Origin of the sequence: Okeania sp. KiyG1 (assembly GCF_014132355.1) — a bacterium.
GTDB lineage: Bacteria > Cyanobacteriota > Cyanobacteriia > Cyanobacteriales > Microcoleaceae > Okeania.
Genome location: NZ_BLZO01000085.1, coordinates 101836 through 126945 on the forward strand (window position 1 = coordinate 101836; position 25110 = coordinate 126945).

Consider the following 25110-nt stretch of genomic DNA (forward strand, 5'->3'; position numbering starts at 1 on the left):
AATCCGCAATAATGACCAAATTATACACTATATGTAGCGGCACTGCGTAAGTCCTGTGACAGTTCCCTGTTCCCTATTCCCTATTCCCTATTCCCTGGCGCTACGCGCTATAAAACTTTTTTCCGGAAAGTTGACAAGTTCACTTGTTTATGATGGGTAGTGCCAGATTATAATGTCTGAAAATCTATGCTTACCTATGAAGGTTAGTATTAGAAGATATCAAAAATTCTGGTATTACTAAATATTGTTAGGAGCCATTTCAGTGATCAGTTATCAGTGATCAGTTAGCCTCCTATGGTCGGAACTTCGTTATCAGTACTGACCGCTGTTTGCGTAGCATTCCGTAGGAAAACTAGAGGCTTGGAATACTTAAGTTTACTTTTTTCATCCCCTTGAAAGGAGAGACTTAGAGGTTTGAGACCCTATTTTTTGTCAGGTAAAGATTCCATGAATAAATTCTCTAAAAGAATATATTTAATTGTCAAATTAACCCTGGTTGCTTTCGGAATAATTGTTATTTGTACAACTTTTATTAAAACAGAATATTCTGCCAATTCTGTTTCCATCGAAGCAGCTGAAAAAATTGCTGAAATTAGAAATACAAAAGGTATCCAGTATGTTAATACTTTAGATTCACAAGTAACTGAAAATAGTGAAGAATATGATGTTATTCAGGTACAAACTAGATTAAAACAAAAAGGTTATTATCCCGGAGCTATAGATGGAATTTATGGAGAACAAACTGAGGAGGCTGTTTATAACTTTCAAATTAGTCTGGGGTTAGAAGCAACGGCAATAGTTGATGAAAAAACTTGGACTTTGCTTCAAGGAAATACTAACAGCTTCCCCCAAAAATCTTCCTCAGTACAGTTGCTCTCTCCGGATATACAAAAAATTGTTGACCGAGGTGAGTTAATTGTTGTGATGACAGAGTATGATAATTCACCTTTTTTTGTTGAAAATAAAAGGGGTGAATTGGAAGGATTAGATATTAAAATTGCCAGAGGTTTGGCTGAAGCTTTGGGGGTTGAACTTCGGATTAATCGTAGTGCTAAAACTTTTAATGAAGTGGTTGAAATTGTCGATCTAGGTCAAGCAGATTTAGCTATTTCTAAACTTAGTCAAACTTTGAATAGAGCTAAAATAATTTCTTTTTCTCATCCTTATTTGACCATGCGCCAGGGTTTATTACTCAACCGAGTACAATTAACTAAGGCAGCTAAAAATAAAGAGACAGTAGAATTTTTGAAGGATTTTGAAGGGAAGATTGGAGTAATTGATGGTTCTTCCTATGAAGGATTTGCCAAACAGAAATTTCCTAAGGCTACAATTGTGAGATATACGAGTTGGGAAGAGGTAGTGAAAGGTGCTATTCGAGGAGATATATTAGCAGCATACCGGGATGAATTAGAAGTAAAAAAGATTGTTATAAATCAACCAAATGTGGCTTTGAATTTTAAAACTGTTGCTCTGAAAGATACTCAAGATCCTATAGCAATTGCTCTGCCATGGTCTAGTAATCACTTGTTAGAATTTGTTAATTTATATCTACAAATTACTAATAATCATTATAGTGTTAATACTTTGTTGGATGAGTATTCTGAGTTATTAGAAACATCTAGTGCAGATAAATTTAATTGAAGAAGGAAGAATTCATTAATTGATAATTTATAATGGATAATTGATAATTAGCTCTGGTTAAAACCGTTCTTGATTTAATATAAGGAAATATTATTTCTTTTTTCCTTTTAAAAGGGGAGGCTTTAAACCAGAATTATTTAATTATTTAATTATTAATTATTAATTATTAGGTAAGAAGGAAGAACGAAGAAGAAAAAAGTGGATGGGTAACTCAAATCCTAACCAATTGTAAACACCGTGTAGATGGTGAGGTATTAAACCCAAAAGAAAAAGATAAAAAAATTTATAATTATTTATGATGAAAAAAATAAAGAATTCAACTTTTATTCATTAATTAAAGTCTTGCGTAATCCATGGTATATTGTACCTGGAATTTTACTAGGATTATATATCGGAATTTTTCAAAAAGATATAGCTGCGATTTTAACTCCTTTTGGAAATCTTTATCTTGAGCTTTTGAAAATGTGTGTTTTACCTTTGTTATTTTCGGCAATAACAATGAGTGTAGGCAGGCTAATAGGTAGTCAGGATGCTAATAAATATGTCAAACGTATTTTAATTGTATTTTCAATGGGACTTATTGGCGTAAGTTTAATTGGAGTAATTGTTACGTTACTCACTAATCCTGGAGGGAATTTAGACGATTCAAGTTTAACAGCTTTGGGTATAATTGTTAACAAATCCCAATTAGATTTAGAGGTATCTCTTACTGGTGAAATTATTGAAGAAGTGGTGGAGCCAGAAATAAATTTAATATCTTTTTTATTTAATTTAGTTCCTGAGAATATTTTTGCATCTTTAAGTGAGGGTAATGCTCTGGAAATACTTTTTTTTGCTATTGTTTTTGGCGTAGCAATGGGATATCTCAAAGAATCTTATAAGGAAGAAGTGTTTAATATTTTAGAAACTATATTTAAAGCTTCAAAAAGTTAATTGATTGGATAATTTTATTCTTGCCTATGGGTTTATGTTGTCTTTTAGCTAGCCAAATAGCGACGACAGGTTTTGGTATTTTAGCTGCTATGAAAAATTTTGTAATCGTGACAATTTTAATATTTTTTATTATCTATATAGTTAGTACACTTGTTGTTTGGCAAAAGGCAAATTGTTCTTTGTGGGAAGTTTTAATTAGTTTAAAAGAACCAACAATTTTAGCTTTGGCAACTAGGAGTAGTTTTACCTGTTTACCGTCTTCTATTTCTGCTTTAACTGAACTTCTGAAATTTGATAAACAAACAGTTAATTTAGTGATTCCTCTGGCAATTACTGTTTGTAGATTCGGTCCCGTGGCTTATTTTGCCACAACTTCCGTATTTGTAGCCCAACTTTATCAGCATCAATTAAACTTATCTAGTTTTGTAATTATTATTGTTGCTTCCATTTTAGCAGGGATGGCAACAGCAGGAGCAACGGGAATTTTAACTTTAACATTATTAGATTTAGTACTGCAACCTTTGGGATTACCACTAGAAGCAATACTGGTGTTATTGATTGCGGTAGACTCAATTATCGATCCGTTCCGAACTTTGGGAATTGTTCACACCGCAATTGCAGCTACAGCAGCAGTTGCTGATTATAAGCGATCGCCAGCATTGAGCTCTCAAGCTCAACTAGAAGTCTAATACCAGCAATAATTAATAATTAATAATTAATAATTAATAATTAATAATTACCTCGCCTTGAAAAGAAGAGGATTGACTAATCATGAAATTTTTTCTTTATTATCCCCTTAAAAGGCTATGCTTTATAAACATCTTTCTTAACATAAAAATTGACAAAATAGAACTGTAAGCATTCAGTTATTAGCTAATAGCTAATAGCAACAAGACTCTCTCATCTCATAACTGAATAACTTTTTAATAATTATTAGCTAGTTATTATTAATTATTCTTGTTTTTACCGAAAAATTGTGGGTATGCGCCTCCCTTTTTAAAGGGATAAAAAAAGAGACTATTCCTTATATCAAGCCTCTTGCATTCCTGGGTCATGCTGCGCAAACAGCTAGAGGTACTGATAACTGATAACTGATAACTGATAACTGAAATGACTTCTCCCCTACTCCCCCACTTAAGAAAATGTAGCAAACATTTATCAAATTGGTATTAGCGATCGCCAGATTCAGTACAATCTATTGTTAGTGATTATCTAAAATGTCAAAAATTTTGTCTGCACAATTGACAAAATCAGTTGTTTATGATATTAAGATGATGTCTGGAAATCTACTCTGGCCTGTGGAGGCGAAGAATCTCATGGATGAATGCTTACATTTCTACTATATTCTCAACCAGAGATTCCTACTCTGAAGCTTTGATAAAATTGCTTTTTTCTCCTTTAAAGGTAATAAAGTTGTTTGCGCAGCATGACAAACGGAATAGCTGATAGCTGACTGCTGAATGGTTACTAATTCTTTAAAAAAACATCTAATTATAAAATTTACCGAAGAATTAATAATTAAATAATTAAATAATTAAATAATTAAATAATTCAGGTTTAAAGCCTCCCCTTTCAAGGGGAAAAAAGCGGTCGAGGGATGGATGGGTTTCCTAGCCATATCCAATCGACCAAGAGAATAAATTTTTTCCTTTTATTCAATCCTCTTCCTTCTAGGGAGAGGTAATTATCAATTATCAATTATCAATTATTGAACCTGGTTGTTTTCGGAATTGTTGTTCTTCTGATAAAGTTTTATCAAAATAGAATATTCTGCAAACTATTTATGAATTAAAATCAAAAAAATTCATTTTGATTATGATTAAAAACGAAGTATTTAATGGATTTAATTTTTATTCATTAATCAAGGTATTGGGTAATCCATGGTCTATTGTTCCTGGAATTTTACTAGGATTATATTTAGGAATTTATGAAAAGAATCTTAGTCAGGCTTTAACTCCTTATGGAGATTTGTATCTTAGGTTATTGAAAATGTGTGTTTTACCATTATTGTTTTCAGCAATAACTATGAGTGTAGGCAGACTGATGAGTAGTAATGAGGCTAATAAGTACATCAAACGTATTTTAATTGTATTTTTAATTGGATTGGTTGGTGTAAGTATAATTGGAGAGATAGTTACAGCATTAACTAATCCTGGAGGAAGTTTCGATGATTCAACCTTAACAACTTTGGGTCTAGTTGTGAACAAATCAGAATTAGATTTGGATATATCTCCTAATGGGGATGTTATGAATCAACAAGAAATTTTAATATCTTTTTTATTCAATTTAGTTCCAGAAAATATTTTTGTGTCTTTAAGTGAGGGTAATGCTCTAGCAACGCTTTTTTTTGCCATTGTTTTTGGTGCAGCAATGGGAAATCTCGAAGAATCTAATAAAGAGGATGTATTTAATATTTTAGAAGTTGTATTTAAAACATCTAACAAATTAATTGATTGGATAATTTTATTCTTGCCCATAGGTTTGTGCTTTCTTTTAGCTAGCCAAATAGCAACTACTGGTTTTGATGTTTTAGTTGCTATGAAAAATTTTGTAATCGTGACAATTTTAATATTTTTTATTATTTATCTAGTTAGTACATTTGTTATTTGGCAAAGAGCGGGTTGTTCTTTATGGCAAGTTTTGATTAGTTTAAAAAAACCGACAATTTTAGCTTTGGTAACTAGAAGTAGTTTTACTTGCTTACCTTCTTCTATTTCTGCTTTAGCTGAATCCCTAAACTTTAATACACAAACAGTTAATCTAGTAGTTCCTTTAACTATGACAGTTTGTCGATTTGGTTCAGTTGCTTATTTTGCAGCAACTTCTATTTTTGTAGGTCAACTTTATCATAATCAATTAAACTTATCTAGTTGCCTAATTATTATCATTGCTTCAATTTTAGCGGGAATGGCAACAGCAGGAGCAACAGGAATTGTGACTTTAACTGTGTTGGACTTAGTGTTAAAACCCTTGGGTTTACCACTAGAAGCTGTATTGTTACTATTGATTGCCATTGACCCAATTATCGATCCCTTCCGAACTTTAGGAATTGTTCACACCTCAATTGCTGCTACAGCAGCGATCGCTGATTCCAATTCCAAACAATCACCAACATTTGCCTCTGAATCTCAAAGATTAGAAGTCTAATTTTGAACCAGATTATACCAATTCCCATGCATTAGTGCTATACTTGGGCAATACTTCAGTTGTCAACTAATCAGCACAAGCCAAATTACTTTTTTGCTAATTTTAGCTAAGTTAATGTTAATTATTCTTATGTTTGCTTCTCCCTGTACGGACGTTGCATGCAACGTCCCTACCCACTCCCCTGCTCAACAAAATGTAGAAAAGTTTTTGATAAATGGTATTATTTGGGTCTAATATAGAATCCGGTTATACAGTATATGTATATAATTCTATCCACACTTTCTCGCCTTCAATCTCCCCATCTCCCCATCTCCCCATCTCCCCATCCCCCATCTCATATAATAAGTATTCAAGCGGATTCTATATAATAGACGTCTCCAAAAATGAAAAATAAAATCAATTACTATCCATAAATTATCAATTACTCCCCTCCTGGGAGGGGCGAGGGGTGGGTTCCCTGTTCCCTGTTCCCTGTTCCCTGTTCCCTCTTTTCTGGAGATGTCTAATAATCGGAATGTCTTGATGACCAAATGCTAAATCTAAAGTCTGATGAGCAAGAATATCAAGGGGGTCAATATCAACTATAGAATTGTATTTCAGTTGCTTCAAGACTACTGATATTTCTGTACAACCAGCAATGACTATTTCTGTTCCTTGCTTTTCTAACCATGTCATAGCATTGTCTAAAATTGCAATAGGGGTGGGAGACATTTCGATTCCTGTAGCTTTAATTCCCCAAACGGGATGGTAAATTGCATTCATAATATCCTGTTGCAATTGATCTTCTAAGGAAGGTGCAATCACAGTAAACCCTAAAGCACTTAAACTATGATGATACAGTTTAGCTTGCAACGTTCCTGTGGTTGCTAAAACACCAACCTTAGAACTTTCAGGATAACTACTTTGAATAAATGCTGCCGTTACATCCATCAGATGAATCCAGGGAATATCTAATTGAGATTGCACTGCTTGGTAAAATCCATGAGCGGTGTTACAAGTAACCACCAAAAAATCTGCTCCTGCCATTTGTAGCATTTTCCCGTATTTCACTAGGGAAGGAGTACAACTTGGCGCATTTCCCAGCAAGCTTTGAGTACGGTCGGGAACATCTGTAGCATTAATTAAAATCCAAACGGGATGGTCGCGATCGCAAGAAATACCTCGTTCAGCATTGAAGGCAATTAACCGACGTTCAAATTCAATATGAGCAAGTGGCCCCAACCCGCCAATAATTCCTGGAATTGCTTTTTGCTGAATTGCCTGTTTCATAATGATTTGGTTTTTCGTATTTTTTTATCTATAGCAATGTGCGCTGGCATATTTACAAATTACAATAACTGTCCAATAGACATCTCCAGAAAAGAGGGAGTCATTTCAGTTATCAGTTATCAGTTATCAGTTATCAGTACCTCTAGCTGTTTGCGCAGCATTCCGCAGGAAAGCAAGAGGCTTCAAATATGGAATATATTCTTTTTTATCCCCTTAAAAGGGGAGGCGCATACCCACATTTTTTCGGTAAGCAGTAGGAAGAAAGAATTGATAATTTCTGTGTGAGAATTGATTTTATTTTTGATTTTTGGAGATGTCTAATAGCAAAAAGTCTTATATTATCAGTTTTTTATTCCCCCTGTTGTCAGATGAGCTGTTGCTTGCGCACAGTGCTATAACTATTATACTTTAATCATGTTCCTAATTTCTGGTGGTGGCGATCTAAAAATGAAATTTGAGTGATTTTCATCAGGTAAGGGGTTCATTAATTGATAATTGATAATGGATAATTAATAATTACCTCTCCTTGAAAAGAAGAGGATTGACTAATAATAAAAATTTTTCTTTATTATCCCCTTAAAAGGGGAGGCTTTAAACAACAATTTTTCGGTAAGGGAGTTGGGGAGATTGAAAAAGTCAAAAGTCAAAAGTGATATCAAATCTGTTTAATTCGGTATCAAAAAATGTTCCATCTTCAACCATTACCAAATAGTAAGCATTTCCTCCGGAATGCTGCGCAAACAGCTGTCAGCTATCAGCTATTGCTTTTAGTGAGTGATGAAAGTAATATTTAATTGAGCTAGAAAAATCTTGCTATAAAAGTCAGCTCCAAAGTCTATATTCATTTAGACCTCGTCCTTAAGCACAGGGTCTTATTGCTGATAGCTGATGGCTAATAGCTGAATGCTTACAAAATAACTAATACATAACAGATGAAATAATTATGATTGAATGGTTAATTGCTTGGGGGAGTAGTGAAGCGGTTAAATTTATTGCTCAGGAAGTTATTGGAGAATTAGGTAAGGAAGTCGCTGAAAACTATGTTAAAAAATCTTTAACACAAGGTATTTCTGATGCTATTGGTGGGATAAGAAATGGCCAAATTTTACAAAAAGCTACGGCACAAGCAATTAAAGATTTTTTATATTTGGTAAAGCAAGAGTTAGAAAGTGCTGAACTAAGTGAAAGTGAATTAAAGGAATATACTAAACCCTTAAAAAGTTTATTAAAAATCAGTCTATTTTAGAAGTTTTGATTAGTGCTTTTGATAATGATATAAAAATTTTATATACTAATAAATTAGCTATTACCTGGAACGAAATTAATCCACCTTTACCAGATGATTTTGACTGGGAATTAGTTGCCAAGCAATATCAGAGAAGGGTGAAAAAGATTATTCGAGAGTGGGATGAATTACGGAAAATATTGGATTCAGAAAATCTGGATAATTGGGCAAATCAAACTGAAATTAAGCCAGATTTTGACTTCAAAAGATATCGAGAAGGAATTGTTGAACAATATGGGAATCTGAAATTAGAGAGTTTAGATACGAGTGGTTATGCTTATAATCAATTGAAATTATGGCGAATGTTTATTCCTCAAAATGTCCGGGAATCTCAGGAATTTCTGCCTCAAGTACATGAAATTCCTAAAGAATATCGGCAGCGATTAAAGGAGACTGGGCAGTTTGGAGAAGATTTTTCTCAAGAACAATTGGAAGGTTTCAGACGGAGATATTTTGAACAGCAGATTCGCTCGGTTTTAGAGTTAATTGAAAATAGCAATTATCAATATTTAGTGATTCTGGGCGACCCCGGTTCTGGCAAGTCTACTTTATTACAATATATCGCTCTCCAATGGGCAGAGTTACCTCTGAAAGATTTACCTTTACAGCCTATTCCTATATTAATTGAACTACGGACTTATGTTCGGAACAATGATGCTAATAAATGCCAAAACTTTCTGGATTTTTTGGAAAAAGGTAGCGGAATAACTTGTCAATTACCTCAACAGGAACTCCATGCAAAATTACAAAATGGCGATGCTATTGTGATGTTTGATGGATTGGATGAAGTTTTCGAGCCTGCTAAACGAGAGGAAATAATTACTGATATTCATCGGTTTACTAATGTCTATAAAAATCTGCGGGTTATTGTTACTTCGCGGGTGATTGGTTATAAGCCACAAAAACTCCGGGATGCTGAGTTTTATCATTTTATGTTGCAAGATTTGTCAGCGGAACAAATTGAGGATTTTATTCAACGTTGGCATAATTTGACTTATCTGGATGAGGGGGAAAAAGAGAGAAAAAGGGAAAGGTTAAAACGGGCAATTAAGGATTCTCCAGCTATTAAAGAATTGTCGGGAAATCCTCTGTTATTAACTATGATGGCTATTCTAAATCGGAATCAAGAATTGCCGAGAGATAGAGCCGAACTTTATAATCAAGCTTCGCGGGTTTTATTACATCAATGGGATATGGAAAGAGCGTTAGTTGATGCCAAGATTGACCCAATTACTATTGATTATAAGGATAAGCAGGCAATTTTGCGTCGGGTAGCTTTTTTTATGCAGGGGAATACTGCTGGTTTAGCTGGGAATTTGATTTTGGGAGATAATTTAGAAAGGATTATTTCTGAGTATCTAAAAAGTGTAGATATTAATGATGTGAGAACTCTAGCTAGGGCGTTGATGGAACAGTTGCGGAGTCGGAATTTTATTTTATGTTTTGTTGGAGCTGAATATTATGCTTTTGTGCATCGAACTTTTTTGGAATATTTTTGTGCTAGGGAGTTTGTTTTGCAGTTTGAAAAGGAACAGAAAATTTCTAAAAAAGAGTTAATTGAGGATGTTTTTGGTAAGCATTGGCGGGATGAAAAATGGCATGAGGTGTTGCGGTTAATTTCTGGGATGATTGATGCGAAGTTTGTGGGGGAGGTTATTAGTTATTTGATGGAACAAGATGGGGAAGAGGAAAAGTTTCTGAATTTATTTTTGGCTGGTAAGTGTTTGTTTGAAGTTAGGAGTCGTCATAGTATTGGTGATGTGAGGTATCGGTTATTAAATAGGTTAAAAGATTTGACTGGGTATGATCTTGGTTATTATTATGAATCTTATCGCGATGAAGCAAAGCTAGTTCGTGAAATTCGTACTCAAGCGGTGGAAGTGGTGGCTACAACTTGGAGGGATGACCCTTTAACGTATAAATGGCTCAAACAAAGGGTAGAGTCTGATGATGATTGGTATGTGGGATGTGAAGCGGTGCGACAAATTGCTACTGGTTGGAAACACGAACCCGGAATTTTAGAATTACTCAAACAATGGGTAAAGTCTGATTATAGTCAGCATGTGCGAGCTACAGCGATGCAAGAAATTGCTACTGGTTGGAAACATGAACCGGGAATTTTTGAATTATTCAAACAATTGGTTGTGTCTGATGAGAATTTGATTGTGCGAATTCAAGTGGTGCAACTAATTGTTACTTTTTGGAAACACGAACCCGGAATTTTAGAATTACTCAAACAATGGGTTGTGTCTAATGATAATGAGGAGGTGCGACGTGTAACGCTGCGACTAATTGGTATTTTTTGGAAACACAAACCCGGAATTTTAGAATTACTCAAACAATTGGTTGTGTCTGATGATGATTGGTATGTGCGACGTGAAGCGGTGGGACAAATTGGTATTTTTTGGAAACACAAACCCGGAATTTTGGAATTACTCAAACAATTGCTTGTGTCTGATGAGCATGGGTTGGTGCGAAGTGAAGCGGTGCAACAAATTGCTACTGGTTGGAAAAATGAAGAGGGAATTCTGGAATTACTCAAACAAAGGGTTGTGTCTGATGATGATTCGGATGTGCGAAGTGAAGCGGTGCAACAAATTGCTACTGGTTGGAAAGATGAGGAGGGAATTTTAGAATTACTCAAGCAAAGGTTAGAGTCTGATGAGAATTCGGATGTGCGAAGTGAAGCGCTCAGACAAATTGCTACTGGTTGGAAAAATGAAGAGGGAATTTTAGAATTACTCAAGCAAAGGTTAGAGTCTGATGAGAATTCGGATGTGCGAAGTGAAGCGCTCAGACAAATTGCTACTGGTTGGAAAAATGAAGAGGGAATTTTAGATTTACTCAAGCAAAGGTTAGAGTCTGATGAGAATTCGGATGTGCGACGTGAAGCGCTCAGACAAATTGCTACTGGTTGGAAAAATGAAGAGGGAATTTTAGATTTACTCAAACAAAGGGTTGTGTCTGATGAGAATTCGGATGTGCGACGTGAAGCGCTCAGACAAATTGCTACTGGTTGGAAAAATGAGTCGGGAATTTTTGAATTACTCAAACAAAGGGTTGTGTCTGATGAGAATTCGGATGTGCGACGTGAAGCGCTCAGACAAATTGCTACTGGTTGGAAAAATGAGTCGGGAATTTTTGAATTACTCAAACAAAGGGTTGTGTCTGATGAGAATTCGGATGTGCGAAGTGAAGCGCTCAGACAAATTGCTACTGGTTGGAAAAATGAGTCGGGAATTTTTGAATTGTTTTATCACACCGCCCTCAATGACTCCTTTCAACGTGAACATAAGTATCAAGATAACCCTCGACAAACAGCACTAGAGGCAATAGTCAAACATTACCCAGACCATCCGCAAACCCTCCCACTATTACAAGACAGAGCAGAAAATGACGCAGACGAACAACTGCGGGAGTGGGCAAAAAAGAAATTGCGACGATTAGAGAATTAGTCCAGGTCATTTCAGTTATCAGTTATCAGTTATCAGTTATCAGTACCTCTGTCTATATTTTTTGGTCAGATTTTTCGCTTTTGTTGGGTTGCGCTGTCGCTTAACCCAACCTACTGGACTGACACAGCTAAAATAGTTCATTATATCCTTGGGCTGGGGGCGGGTTCATAAGATTATTTGTAATACCGTTAATTTAACGCTAAACCCGCCCCTACTATTGCACCATTTTAAGCGTGTCACGCCACTACTTCCCTCTTCCTTCTTCCTTCTTCCCTCTTCCTTCTTCCTTCTTCCTTCTTCCTTCTTCATTACTTCTGAGTAAATGCCCAAACTCCATTCCAGTTTTCTGGAATACCAGTAGATATTAATTTATCAATTCTATCTAAATAAAGTTTAGCTGTTTGGTCTGAAGAATTTACCGCTAATACTTTGTCAAAATAAAGTTTAGCTGAAACAAAATCTCCAGAGCAAAAATATTTTGTAGCACTTTCAAAATCTGCTTGAGTTATTAACTTTAATTCTCGCACTTCATCAATTTCACCATCCATCACTTCATAAACATTAATTGGTTCATCTCTACCTTTAACAGATGCTCGGTCTAAAAACCTAATTTGATATTTTTCTGGATTTTTTAAACCCTGAAAAGCTGATTCAGAAATTAACAAAGAAACTCCATAATATTTAGTTAAGCCTTCCAAACGAGCTGTCAAATTGACATTATCAGAAAGTGCGTCTCCCGACATCCGAGTTTTCTCTCCCACTATACCCACCATCATGTGACCCCAATGAATACCTACCCCAATTTTAATGGGAAATAAACCTTGATCTTGTAGAGTTTGATTATATTTATGTAATTTATGAAGCTGAGAAATAGTTGATTGTAGAGCATCATCAACACCATTCGGAAATACTGCCATAATGCCATCTCCCATAAACTTAATAATCAAACCATTGCGATCGCGAATTTCTGGGGCAACTTGTTGTAAATAACCGTTAACAAAAGCAAAAGTTTCTTGAGCTGTCATCTTCTCAGATAGGGTAGTAAAAGAACGAATATCAGAAAAGAAAATTGCCATTTCTTTACAAACTCGATCGCCTAAATTAACATCAATAATATTTTCTTTAGAAAGTAATTTTACATATTCGTGGGGGACAAAACGTCCGTAAGCATTAGTAATTTTTGATAATTGAAGATGAGTTTTAAGTCTAGTTAATAATTCATCTTTGGCAAAAGGTTTAGTCAAATAATCATTGGCACCAAATTGAAAACCCATGACTAAATCAGCTACTTGATTTTTAGCTGTTAACATTAAAATTGGCAAAGTTTGGGCAGGATATTTTTCCCGAATTTTAGCGCAAACTTCATAACCAGACATATTAGGCATCATTACATCTAGCAAAATTAAGTCTATATTTTCTTCTTTATCTAAAGCAGCTAAAGCACTTTTTCCATTTAATGCTTGGGTAACTTTGTAGTTATTTGCTGTTAAGTGATTTTTGAGAACTTGAATATTTATTGGTTCATCATCAACAATTAAAATGTGGAAATCACCATCAGCTAAATAACATTCCTTGTGTTCAGTTTCTACAGGTATTTCTACTTGCTCGACCGAATGACGAATACTGTTGATTTTATGAGTAGGAAGAGATGGGGAGTCAGTTACAGGTTTTTGAGAAATGGGTAGGGTAAAGCAAAAATGAGAACCGACACCGACCTCAGACTCAACCCATATCTGACCGTTATGGAGTTCAACTAATTGTTTTGTGACTGCTAACCCTAAACCTGTACCTCCATATTTTCTAACTGTGGAACCTTCTCCTTGCTCAAATGATTCAAAGATGCGCTCTAGTTTATCAGCGGGAATACCGATACCAGTATCGGAGACGACTATTATCAGTTGTTTAGATTTATCTATATCTCGGTCTTGGGTGCAGGGTTGTCGAGCGGAGTTTGTCTTATGATTGTCAACTAATTCTGCTGAGATTTTGACTTGACCAGACTCAGTAAATTTAATAGCATTACCGATTAAGTTATATAGAATTTGTTGTAGACGGTTTTCATCAGCATAGACAGGGGGTAAATTTGTAGGAATAGCATTTATTAGTTTGAGATTTTTCTTTTTTGCTGAGTAAAAGATTTAAGATGACTACTGCTTCTACTACTCCATAAACATCAACAGGTTTAAAGTCTAATGCTAGTGTGTGGTGTTTGATTTTGGAAAAGTCAAGAATGTCGTTGACAAGGTTGGAGAGACGACGAGCGCTAGAAACTATCATTGTTAAGTTGCCAGTGGTGACTGAATTTAATTTTTCTGTATTGCTTTCTAGAAGGAATTCACCGATACCGATAATACCATTGAGGGGGGGGTTCGTAGTTCGTGAGAAGTGTTGGCTAAAAATTCGTCTTTGAGGCGATCGAGTTGCTTGAGTTGTTGATTGTTTGCTTCTAGAGATTTAAAGGAATTTTTCAGTTGGTTTGCCATACAATTGAAAGAGTGAGTCAGTTCTCCCACTTCATCGTTACGGTTAATATTGAGTTGAGTGTCCCATTTACCTTGAGTAATTTTTTTGGCAGCAGAATTAAGTTTGAGAATAGGTGCGGTAACTAAACTTACTGTCATAATTACTACTACAATTGCTACAGTTAAAGCTCCAATACAAAGTAATATGGTGGTGCGTGTATTAGCATGAATTTCTCCCATTACATCAGAAGTCGGGACAGTTATTACAAGTATCCAGTCTAAACCTTGCTGAAGTTCGAGTGGAGCAATATGAAGAAAATGAGCTTGGCCATTAACTTTAAATTTAAATTCTTGAATTGTTTTAATTTCGGAAAGGTTGTCTATTTTTAGGCTCAAATATTTGGCAGCTGCTTGAGTTAATTTATTTTGACTAGCTACTGCTTTTATCCTCTGTGGAATTTGATTTTCTTCTGATAAAAAATAGGGATTTTCTGATGTGGAACTAGCAATCAAATCTCCAGAAGTTTCTAACAGAAAAACTTGACTATTAAGGGGAACTTCTAGTTTTCTGAGAAAATCACTAATATCACTCAGAATCAAATCTACAGCAATTACTCCCCTGAATTGCCCGGTTTTGTCTAACACAGGTGCAGAAAATGTAATGCCTAGTTCACCAGGGCCAACAAAGTTATAAATTTCACTCCAGGTTGGTTTCTGTGCTTTTATTGCAGCTTGATACCAAGGTCTTGTTTGGGGATAAAAGTCTCTAGTTTGCAGTTTTTTAATACGTTGACCTTCTTTATTTACGAGGTAATCAACACGATTGGGAAAATCTTCATATACTTTTATATTTAGAGTACCATCTATATTTCGTCTGCCTTGAGCATATTCTCCATTTTCATAGTCACCTGTAAAATAAATAGCAGAAACAAATTTATACAATTGAATTTGTTTAATGAAATGAAAGGCTAAGGTATCAATATTTCTGGTATTTAGTTGTTCGAGTTGAATAGCATTGATATTACTTTGAACAATAATATGAGGATATTCTAGATAATGATTTAGGTGGTCTTCAACACGGTTTGTAACTTCATGTTCCCATTGACTTGCTAATCGATTAACTGCTTTTTCTCCATTTCTAAAAGAGAGATAACCAATTAATGCAAATGTTGTTAATATTTGTAAAATAAAAGGGACGATAAACACGTTGCGCAGGGAACTTTTTCTAGTATTCTCGATTGATAAATATTGATTTTTAGATGCCATAGTCTTTAAATATAGGGAACAATTAATAATTAATAATTAATAATTAATAATTAATAATTAATAATTACCTCTCCTTTAAAAGAAGAGGATTGACTAATCATGAAAATTTTTCTTTATTATCCCCTGAAAAGGGGAGGCTTTAAACCATAATTTTTCGGGAATAGGGAATAGGGAGAAATAATACCATTTCTCAAAAACTTTTCTACATTTTGTTGAGCCTGGGAGTAAGGGAGTGGGGGAGTAGGGGAGAAGTAAAAAGTAAGAATAATTAACATTAACTAGGCTATTTTTAGCAAAAAAGCGATTATACCTGTTTTGATTAATTAATAACTGAAGTCTTACCCAAGTATAGCATTACTTTTAGGAATTGGTATAATTGATAATTTATGGATAATAATTGATTTTATTTTGAATTTTTGGAGATGTTTATTAGACTCAATTTTATCTACATACAGCAGTTTCCGAAGTTATCAAAATAATGTGGGTCTAAAACCCCGCCTTTTAAGGCGCAATATTTTTGGAGAGTTGCTCAAATCCCCATTACAAAAATCACTTCTGACTGTCAGATGTGTGTCTTACATTGCTGAGGGGACCTCAGAATTACACACTCGCTTCTGACTTCTGACTTCTGACTTTGTTAAGAGGTACATATACTGATTTTTAGGGAGTAGGGAAGATGGGAATTAGGGTAGTGAACAAGCATAAAATATTTACCCCATCAGCTTTACTACATTAGTCGTAAATCTGCTGTATTTTAGATTATAGCAATTCCCAAAAAGCATCAGCTACAAAATTCTAGGTTTTGAGGAATAGGCAATAGACAAAAGTGAGGGAAAAGACTACTTTACCTCATGTTATTGAGAAATGTTATCTACTAATTAAAAACAGATGTAATCAATGGTCATAAAAAAATTTTGACAATGAAATTTAATATATCAATCCTATTTAAATTGTAATATTTTGGTGGGAGTTAGGAGTCAGGAGTCAGGATTAAGGAGTCATAATTTTAAAGTTTTTCAGTTCAAGTTAACTATTATAAAAATTGTCACAACCAATTTAGGATTCCTATATTAGACATCTCTATAAAAGAGGGAGTAGGGAGTAGGGAGTAGGGGAAAAAAATTGATAATTTCTGTGGGATAATTGATTTTATTTTTTATTATTGGGGATGTCTATTAAAAGTCAAAAAAATATGCCACTTATTCTTCAAAAAATTCATCTGGAATTAAGCTATAGGTTTTCTGCTCAAATTCCAGTATATTATCTTGAGTGGGGGAGTGGAGGAGTAGGGGAGTAGGGGAGAATTCATTAACTGATAATTGATAATGGATAATTGATAATTACCTCTGGTTAAAACCGTCCTTGATTGAATATAAGGAAATATTATTTATTCTCTTGGTCGATTGGATATGCTTAGGAAACCCATCCATCCCACCCAACGGGTGCGCTCCGCTTTTTCCTATGGAATGCTCCCCAAACATGTCGCGTAGCGTTAACGTAGTTATGCGCCAGCAAAACGACCGCTTTTTTTCCCTTTAAAAAGGGAGGCTTCAAGGCGCGAATTATTTAATTATTAATTATTAATTATTCGGTAAACATCAGAATAATTAACAATAACTGGGGTACTAATAATCAAAAAAGTTATACAGAAAATTTACGTTATTTCAAGCTTTTAAGCCTTCTTCTCTCTTCCCTCTTCCCTCTTCCTTCTTCCTTCTTCCCTCTTCCTTAGAATAATTAACAATAACTGGGGTACTAATAATCAAAAAAGTTATACAGAAAATTTACGTTATTTCAAGCTTTTAAGCCTTCTTCTCTCTTCCCTCTTCCCTCTTCCCTCTTCCTTCTTCCTTCTTCCCTCTTCCTTAGAATAATTAACAATAACTGGGGTATTAATTATCAAAAAAGTTATACAGAAAATTTACGTTATTTCAAGCTTTTAAGCCTTCTTCTCTCTTCCCTCTTCCCTCTTCCTTCTTCCTTCTTCCCTCTTCCTTAGAATAATTAACAATAACTGGGTTACTAATAATCAAAAAAGTTATACAGAAAATTTACGTTATTTCAAGCTTTTAAGCCTTCTTCTCTCTTCCCTCTTCCTTCTTCCTTCTTCCCTCTTCCTTACCTTATTAGTAGATATGAAGTTTAATTTTTTATCATTAAATAAACAATCATCCGTTCCTACAAACAAAATTTTAGTTAGCCCTAATTGGTATCTTGCTTGGGGAAAAATAGACCAGATAAAGACAGATATTTCTTGGAGCGATCGCCACTTTTTTATTCACCAAGTTCAACCTACTTTTAGCTCTAATGAAAGGTTTGTTGTTGTGGGGGATATTTGTTTAACTAATCTGTCACAATTACAAAAAAATTTAGATATTTCTGCTTCTCTTACTGCTACTCAAATAGTTGCTGAATTATGGCAAAGTTATGGGGTAAAAACTTTTTTGTTGTTAGAAGGAATTTTTGCTTTAGCTGTTTGGGATAGAGAAGAAAAAGAATTATGGATTGGACGCGATCGCGTGGGTGGACGGACTTTATATTACACTACTACTGACTCAACTATTTGGATTTCTCCTAGATTAAAAATTCTTTCTCCCTATCATTCTAATGATTTAGATTTAATTGCTTTACGGGATTATCTTTGTTGTGCTTTTTTGCCTGGGGAACGTACTCTTTGGCAGGAAGTAAAAGAATTAAGACCGGGAAGTTTTATCCATTTTACTAATGATTTGAAAATTCCATCACCAATGTCTTATTGGCAACCACAAGTACAGGTTAAAAATGCCGACCGACCTTTAGAATATCACGGTGAAAAATTACGTTCTCTTCTAGATAAAATTATTCCTGAATATTTACCAAATAATCAACCAGTGGGAGCTTACTTATCGGGTGGTTTAGATTCGAGTTGTATTGTGGCATTAGCAGCAAAAAATCATGATTATCCAGTACATACTTATTCAATACATTTTGGTGCAGAATTACCCAATGAATTAGAATTTTCTAGTTTAGTTGCTCAACATTGTCAAACTCAACATCACATCCTAGAAATTACACCGGATGATATGTGGAATAATCTGCCAATTACTATGGCAAATTTAGATTACCCTATTGGCGACCCTTTAACAGTTCCTAACTATCTTTTAGGAAATTTAGCAGCAGAAAATGTGGGGGTTATTCTGAATGGTGAAGGTGGAGACCCTTGTTTTGGCGGACCGAAAAATAAACCGATGTTATTAAATAATATTTATGGTGGTTTGCAGTCAGGAAAGCCAGATATTGTTTCGTCTTATCTGAGTTCTTTCCATAAATGTTTTGACTTTTTACCTAAGCTGTTAAAACCCGATATTTGGGAAGCTGTAAAAACAGAACCTTATATATTTGAATCTGACTTAAATTCTGATGCTGATTATTTGAACCGCTTGATGTTACTCAATATTAAATTTAAGGGAGCAGACCATATTTTAACTAAGGTAAATAATATGACTAGGGCGACTAGCTTAATCGGACTTTCCCCATTATTTGACCAAAGAATTGTGGAACTAAGTTTAGAAATTCCATCAGAATATAAATTATCTGGTGCTGATGAAAAAGCAGTCTTAAAACGAGCAGTGGCAGACTTATTACCAGAGACAATATTAACTCGTCCAAAAAGTGGAATGATGGTACCTGTTAACTTTTGGTTTCGACAAATATGGCAACGTCGAACCAGGAATTTATTATTAAGTAAAAAAGCAGCGATCGCTCCTTACTTCAATCAAGATTTAATCAAAGATTGGTTAAATTATCGTGGGGATACTTGGCAGCGTTATGGTATTAAATTATGGTTATTAGTAAGTTTAGAAATTTGGCTACAAGTTAATCTTTAAGAATTTAGAATTAAGAATTAAGAATTTAGAATTACCTATTCTTATAAATAGGGTTTGCTGAAAAAGTATCTATGATAGAGGTAGGAGTCAGGAGTTAGGAGTCAGGAGTCAGAAGTCAGGAGCAACGGGAAATTTAGAGGAGGTAGTCGGATATTTTATCCCTCGATTTTTCTGCCATAGTTAGCCTTTAATCCTAACTTTTTGGTCTCTCAAGCTGAAAAAATTGCACTTTTTTTCACTCTGAAAAGGCTAAAACTTTTATCTGTTAATGCTTTGATATTTAATCAGCAAGTCCTAATATAATTTCTATCATCAGTAGGGACAAAAGGCTATTCTACTTCCTACTCCCTACCCTCTTTTTTACTGTAACGACCTTTTTTGAATTTGATATTAGATATATATTTTTGTTGGATTGCGCTTCACTTAACCCAACCTACATTAACCAAAACTATCAGGTATGAAAAAACCTACTTTAGTCAAATAGTATTAGTTTATCCACAGGAAAAACCTCACAATTATAGATATAGATATATATGTTTTTGTTGGATTGCGCTTCACTTAACCCAACCTACAATATTTAACCAAAACTATCAGATGCGAAAAAACCTACTTTAGTCAAATAGTATTAGTTTATCCACAGGAAAAACCTCACAATTATAGATATAGATATATATGTTTTTGTTGGATTGCGCTTCACTTAACCCAACCTACAATATTTAACCAAAACTATCAGATGCGAAAAAACCTACTTTAGTCAAATAGTATTAGCTTATCCACAGGAAAAAACTCACAATTATAGATATAGATATAGATATAGCAATCAGGAATCAGATGTGAGAATTGAGGTGTTTTTTTAAAGCATAGAATATAGCAGTTTTTTTATTCTTATGTATTCGTTTCTTCCCTCCATACCTATTCCCTATTCCCTCCATACCTAGAACAAAATTCTCCAATATCTCACAACTCAAATCATATTGCTATATATATTTTTTTGTTGAGTTGCGCTTCACTTAACCCAACCTACAATATTTAACCAAAACTATCAGATGCGAAAAAACCTACTTTAGTCAAATAGTATTAGTTTATCCACAGGAAAAACCTCACAATTATAGATATAGATATATATGTTTTTGTTGGATTGCGCTTCACTTAACCCAACCTACAATATTTAACCAAAACTATCAGATGCGAAAAAACCTACTTTAGTCAAATAGTATTAGCTTATCCACAGGAAAAACCTCACAATTATAGATATAGATATAGATATAGCAATCAGGAATCAGATGTGAGAATTGAGGTGTTTTTTAAAGCATAGAATATAGCAGTTTTTTTATTCTTATGTATTCGTTTCTTCCCTCCATACCTATTCCCTATTCCCTCCATACCTAGAACAAAAGTCTCCAATATCTCACAACTCAAATCATATTGCTATATATATTTTTTGTTGAGTTGCGCTTCACTTAACCCAACCTACAATATTTAACCAAAACTATCAGGTATGAAAAAACCTACTTTAGTGAAACGGTATTATGGTAGCTTATCCACAGGAAAAACCTCACAATTATAGATATAGATATATATTTTTTTTGTTGGATTGCGCTTCACTTAACCCAACCTACAATATTTAACCAAAACTATCAGATGCGAAAAAACCTACTTTAGTCAAATAGTATTAGTTTATCCACAGGAAAAACCTCACAATTATAGATATAGATATATATGTTTTTGTTGGATTGCGCTTCACTTAACCCAACCTACAATATTTAACCAAAACTATCAGATGCGAAAAAACCTACTTTAGTCAAATAGTATTAGCTTATCCACAGGAAAAACCTCACAATTATAGATATAGATATAGATATAGCAATCAGGAATCAGATGTGAGAATTGAGGTGTTTTTTAAAGCATAGAATATAGCAGTTTTTTTATTCTTATGTATTCGTTTCTTCCCTCCATACCTATTCCCTATTCCCTCCATACCTAGAACAAAAGTCTCCAATATCTCACAACTCAAATCATATTGCTATATATATTTTTTTGTTGAGTTGCGCTTCACTTAACCCAACCTACAATATTTAACCAAAACTATCAGGTATGAAAAAACCTACTTTAGTCAAATAGTATTAGTTTATCCACAGGAAAAACCTCACAATTATAGATATAGATATATATGTTTTTGTTGGATTGCGCTTCACTTAACCCAACCTACAATATTTAACCAAAACTATCAGATATGAAAAAACCTACTTTAGTCAAATAGTATTAGTTTATCCACAGGAAAAACCTCACAATTATAGATATAGATATATATGTTTTTGTTGGATTGCGCTTCACTTAACCCAACCTACAATATTTAACCAAAACTATCAGATGCGAAAAAACCTACTTTAGTCAAATAGTATTAGCTTATCCACAGGAAAAACCTCACAATTATAGATATAGATATATATTTTTTGTTGGATTGCGCTTCACTTAACCCAACCTACATTAACCAAAACTATCAGATGTGAAAAAACCTACTTTAGTCAAATAGTATTAGCTTATCCACAGGAAAAACCTCACAATTATAGATATAGATATATATGTTTTTGTTGGATTGCGCTTCACTTAACCCAACCTACAATATTTAACCAAAACTATCAGATGCGAAAAAACCTACTTTAGTCAAATAGTATTAGCTTATCCACAGGAAAAACCTCACAATTATAGATATAGATATATATTTTTTGTTGGATTGCGCTTCACTTAACCCAACCTACAATATTTAACCAAAACTATCAGATGCGAAAAACCTACTTTAGTCAAATAGTATTAGCTTATCCACAGGAAAAACCTCACAATTATAGATATAGATATATATTTTTTGTTGGATTGCGCTTCACTTAACCCAACCTACAATATTTAACCAAAACTATCAGATATGAAAAAACCTACATTTCGATTATCATCATCAATACCAATAAAAATTATCCCATCGTTACTACTATCACCAGAATCTAAATTATTATCTGAAGCTGAAGTATAACCATTAGCAACTGCTTGAGTTTTAGCAATACCTTGAGAAACTACTTGTAGTAATTTACGAGGAGAAAAAGATTCTAATTCTACATAAAATCCTGCCTCTAACCATTCTAGTTCATCTTTTGATAAAGTTTCCTTGACTTCTGTTGGTATTTTTCGCCCTTGTCCTGCTGAGTCATCTGATTTTAAAATCCACATATTCTTACTAGCAAATACATGACGTGGCAATAATCCTAAATCATAAATAATTAGATTATTTCCCACAAACCAATTAGGACTATTTCGCAGTTCATTGATCGTCGTAACTCCACGGGGGGTAGCACTATGAAAAGCATAAACTTTTAAATCTGGATTTTGTTTTAACATTTGCATTACGGTACTAAAAATATTCTCGGGATATCCATCAATACTTAGTACAGCGCAATTATGTTCAAAGTGGAAATTATTAGCTATTAAAAACTGAGCAATTTCGGCAGTGTCACACACAATAACTCTGTCAAAACTATAAGCTGTAACTTCAGAATTAATTTGCATAGGTTCGCTCATTTCTCTGGAAGGAGGCAAAATATTTGTCACCTCACCATTAATTTCTTGCCAACATCTCAACCATCGGATAATTTCACTTTGATAAAACCGAAGTCGTTGAGGTATTTTATGTTGAAGAGTTAGTTGTCGCTTACCCAAATAAATTAAGAATATTCCTAAACCAATACCTAGCAAAAATAAGAAAAATGCTGTATTTGTCACAGTGGAGAATTTAAAAAACCAAACTAAAACAGCAACTAGAATTAATCCTCCAAGAATTTGCATAGCTCTGGCAAAAATCATTCTGGTTTTAGGTTGATAATTATTAGATTTACTTGCCCAAATAAAGTATAAAATCACGGGTACAAATATGATAATTATTATAATAGGTGATAAAAGATGTAACTGTATTGCTACACTAACAGGAATTATAAATTGTAATAAAAAAATGAGAAAAATAAGGAAACAACTGCTGGACCAATATCTCCTTTTTTCGCCAAACGCTTCTCTAAGAAATACCACAACTGCTTAGGGGTAAAAAACAAGGTATTTTCAGAGGAAATAGTCTGAATAGAATTGTTGAAAAATATATCTGTAAATCTACTTCCTGCTTGTGGGTCAAAAGCAAAAGGATGATTACAATTTTTACATCTACCTCCAGCTTCTGTTCTTTCTTTTAAATTATTATCTGTGTTACATTTCACGCATTTCATCTATTTACTCCTCAGTTAAAAGTTGATTTAATCAAGGAAAATATTCTTCAATACTTCTAAAATAATCTTATATATCAATATTCCTACTTTTTTGCCCTCAAACTGTTGATTACTGACAACTGATAACTGAAATAACTACTCCAACTCTAATTATTTGTAGCTTAACTAGATGAAACTGCTATTAACCAAAACTATCAGATGCAAAAAAACCTACATTTCGATTATTATCATCAATACCAATCAAAATTATCCCATCATTACTACTATCACCAGAATCTAAACTATTATCTGAAGCAGAAGTATAACCATTAGTAACTGCTTGAGTTTTAGCAATACCTTGAGAAACTACTTGTAGTAATTTACGAGGAGAAAAAGACTCTAATTCTACATAAAATCCTGCCTCTAACCATGCTAATTCATCTGTTGATAAAGTTGACTTAACTGCTGTAGGTATTTTTCGCCCTCGTCCTGCTGATACATCTGATTTTAAAATCCACATATTCTTACTAGCAAATACATGACGTGGCAATAATCCTAAATCATAAATAATTAGATTATTTCCGCCAAACCAATTAGGACTATTTCGCAGTTCATTGATCGTCGTAACTCCACGGGGGGTAGCACTATGAAAAGCATAAACTTTTAAATCTGGATTTTGTTTTAACATTTGCATTACGGTACTAAAAATATTCTCGGGATATCCATCAATACTTAGTACAGCGCAATTATGTTCAAAGTGGAAATTATTAGCTATTAAAAACTGAGCAATTTCGGCAGTGTCACACACAATAACTCGGTCAAAACTATAAGCTGTAACTTCAGAATTAATTTGCATAGGTTCGCTCATTTCTTTGGAGGGAGCTAAAACATTTGTCACCTCACCATTAATTTCTTCCCAACGACTCAACCATTGGGTAATTTCACTTTGCTTAAACTGAAGTGACTGGGGTATTTTATATTGAATACTTAGTTGTCGCGTACCAAAATAAATTAAGAATATTCCTAAACCAATACCTAACAAAAATAAGAAAAATGCTGTATTTGTCACGGTGGAGAATTTAAAAAACCAAACTAAAACAGCAACTAGAATTAATCCTCCAAGAATTTGCATAGCTCTGGCAAAACTTCTTCTGGTTTTAGGTTGATAATCCTGTGATTGACTACCAGAAGTAAAAAGTAATATTAACACTAAAAATACTATAGATAAATATATTCTTATTTCTAATTGAAAACCCAAACTAAAAATCCTAAGAAAATAATGAGAAAAACTGAACATCCAAATGGGTTAATATTGTTTTTATTCACCAAACGCTTTTCTATAAAATACCACAACTGCTTAGGGGTAAAAAACAAGGTATTTTCAGAGGAAATAGTCTGAATAGAATTGTTGAAAAATATATCTGTAAATTTACTTCCTGCTTTTGGGTCAAAAGCAAAAGGATGATTACAATTTTTGCATCTACCCCCAGCTTCTGTTCTTTCTTTTAAATTATTATCTGTGTTACATTTCACGCATTTCATCTATTT

15 protein-coding genes and 2 pseudogenes are annotated in these 25110 nt (G+C 33.9%); 7 read left to right on the plus strand and 10 right to left on the minus strand.

Annotation, left to right across the window (positions count from 1 at the left end; all coding sequences use genetic code 11):
* Nucleotides 1-447 precede the first annotated feature (447 nt).
* From SAGCYANO_RS18680 to SAGCYANO_RS18690, 4 genes are all read left to right on the plus strand, one after another.
* Nucleotides 448-1641, plus strand: coding sequence for a peptidoglycan-binding protein (locus SAGCYANO_RS18680; RefSeq protein ID WP_202221441.1), 1194 nt, complete (start codon nt 448-450; stop codon nt 1639-1641).
* Nucleotides 1642-1983: 342 nt separating this feature from the next.
* On the plus strand, nt 1984-2574 hold the full coding sequence (locus SAGCYANO_RS47725) for a dicarboxylate/amino acid:cation symporter (RefSeq protein ID WP_255502601.1): 591 nt from the start codon (nt 1984-1986) through the stop codon (nt 2572-2574).
* 26 nt (nt 2575-2600) lie between these two features.
* Entirely contained in the window at nt 2601-3263 is a 663-nt protein-coding gene (locus SAGCYANO_RS47730; protein ID WP_255502602.1) for a dicarboxylate/amino acid:cation symporter, read from the plus strand.
* A gap of 1126 nt (nt 3264-4389) precedes the next feature.
* Nucleotides 4390-5721, plus strand: coding sequence for a dicarboxylate/amino acid:cation symporter (locus tag SAGCYANO_RS18690; RefSeq protein WP_202221442.1), 1332 nt, complete (start codon nt 4390-4392; stop codon nt 5719-5721).
* Nucleotides 5722-6138: 417 nt separating this feature from the next.
* On the opposite strand, the gene SAGCYANO_RS18695 is transcribed toward SAGCYANO_RS18690, so the two are convergent.
* Nucleotides 6139-6990 (minus strand): aspartate/glutamate racemase family protein, encoded by an 852-nt coding sequence (locus SAGCYANO_RS18695; RefSeq protein ID WP_202221443.1) that lies wholly within the window; start codon nt 6988-6990, stop codon nt 6139-6141.
* A 943-nt stretch (nt 6991-7933) separates the two neighbouring features.
* Here SAGCYANO_RS18695 and SAGCYANO_RS50460 point away from each other — a divergent pair.
* Both SAGCYANO_RS50460 and SAGCYANO_RS50465 read left to right on the plus strand, forming a co-directional pair.
* Nucleotides 7934-9204: pseudogene (locus SAGCYANO_RS50460) on the plus strand (NACHT domain-containing protein); the annotation flags it as partial.
* 1149 nt (nt 9205-10353) lie between these two features.
* Nucleotides 10354-11730, plus strand: a complete 1377-nt coding sequence (locus SAGCYANO_RS50465; protein WP_375339958.1) for a HEAT repeat domain-containing protein — start codon at nt 10354-10356, stop codon at nt 11728-11730.
* Nucleotides 11731-11895: 165 nt separating this feature from the next.
* On the opposite strand, the gene SAGCYANO_RS18705 is transcribed toward SAGCYANO_RS50465, so the two are convergent.
* The 5 genes and pseudogenes from SAGCYANO_RS18705 to SAGCYANO_RS18725 form a co-directional block, all read right to left on the minus strand.
* A complete protein-coding gene (locus SAGCYANO_RS18705; protein ID WP_237396327.1) occupies nt 11896-12039 on the minus strand; it encodes a hypothetical protein in 144 nt (47 codons plus the stop codon).
* Nucleotides 12039-13325 carry a response regulator gene (locus tag SAGCYANO_RS44925; RefSeq protein WP_375339959.1) on the minus strand — a complete coding sequence of 429 codons (1287 nt, stop codon included), beginning with the start codon at nt 13323-13325 and terminating at the stop codon, nt 12039-12041. Before SAGCYANO_RS44925 ends, SAGCYANO_RS18705 begins: the two co-directional genes overlap by 1 nt.
* 138 nt (nt 13326-13463) lie before the next feature.
* Nucleotides 13464-13868: pseudogene (locus tag SAGCYANO_RS50470) on the minus strand (ATP-binding protein); the annotation flags it as partial.
* Entirely contained in the window at nt 13792-14130 is a 339-nt protein-coding gene (locus SAGCYANO_RS18720; RefSeq protein ID WP_307785928.1) for a histidine kinase dimerization/phospho-acceptor domain-containing protein, read from the minus strand. The gene SAGCYANO_RS18720 and the pseudogene SAGCYANO_RS50470, both read right to left, overlap by 77 nt.
* Nucleotides 14055-15458 (minus strand): cache domain-containing protein, encoded by a 1404-nt coding sequence (locus SAGCYANO_RS18725; protein ID WP_202221447.1) that lies wholly within the window; start codon nt 15456-15458, stop codon nt 14055-14057. The genes SAGCYANO_RS18720 and SAGCYANO_RS18725 overlap by 76 nt, the downstream gene beginning before the upstream one ends.
* A gap of 2135 nt (nt 15459-17593) precedes the next feature.
* On the opposite strand from SAGCYANO_RS18725, the gene SAGCYANO_RS18730 reads away from it, so the two are divergent.
* Nucleotides 17594-19324, plus strand: a complete 1731-nt coding sequence (locus SAGCYANO_RS18730; RefSeq protein WP_202221448.1) for an asparagine synthetase B — start codon at nt 17594-17596, stop codon at nt 19322-19324.
* A gap of 2901 nt (nt 19325-22225) precedes the next feature.
* On the opposite strand, the gene SAGCYANO_RS18735 is transcribed toward SAGCYANO_RS18730, so the two are convergent.
* The 4 genes from SAGCYANO_RS18735 to SAGCYANO_RS18750 all read right to left on the minus strand — a co-directional run bounded on the left by SAGCYANO_RS18735 (nt 22226) and on the right by SAGCYANO_RS18750 (nt 25095).
* Nucleotides 22226-23230: an MFS transporter permease gene (locus SAGCYANO_RS18735; protein WP_202221449.1), complete on the minus strand. Its 1005-nt coding sequence runs from the start codon at nt 23228-23230 to the stop codon at nt 22226-22228.
* 68 nt (nt 23231-23298) lie between these two features.
* Complete coding sequence (locus tag SAGCYANO_RS18740) at nt 23299-23574, minus strand: hypothetical protein (RefSeq protein ID WP_237396328.1); 276 nt, start codon at nt 23572-23574, stop codon at nt 23299-23301.
* A gap of 190 nt (nt 23575-23764) precedes the next feature.
* Complete coding sequence (locus SAGCYANO_RS18745; RefSeq protein WP_202221451.1) at nt 23765-24772, minus strand: MFS transporter permease; 1008 nt, start codon at nt 24770-24772, stop codon at nt 23765-23767.
* Between the two features lie 32 nt (nt 24773-24804).
* Nucleotides 24805-25095, minus strand: a complete 291-nt coding sequence (locus tag SAGCYANO_RS18750; protein WP_237396329.1) for a hypothetical protein — start codon at nt 25093-25095, stop codon at nt 24805-24807.
* Between the last annotated feature and the right edge of the window lie 15 nt (nt 25096-25110).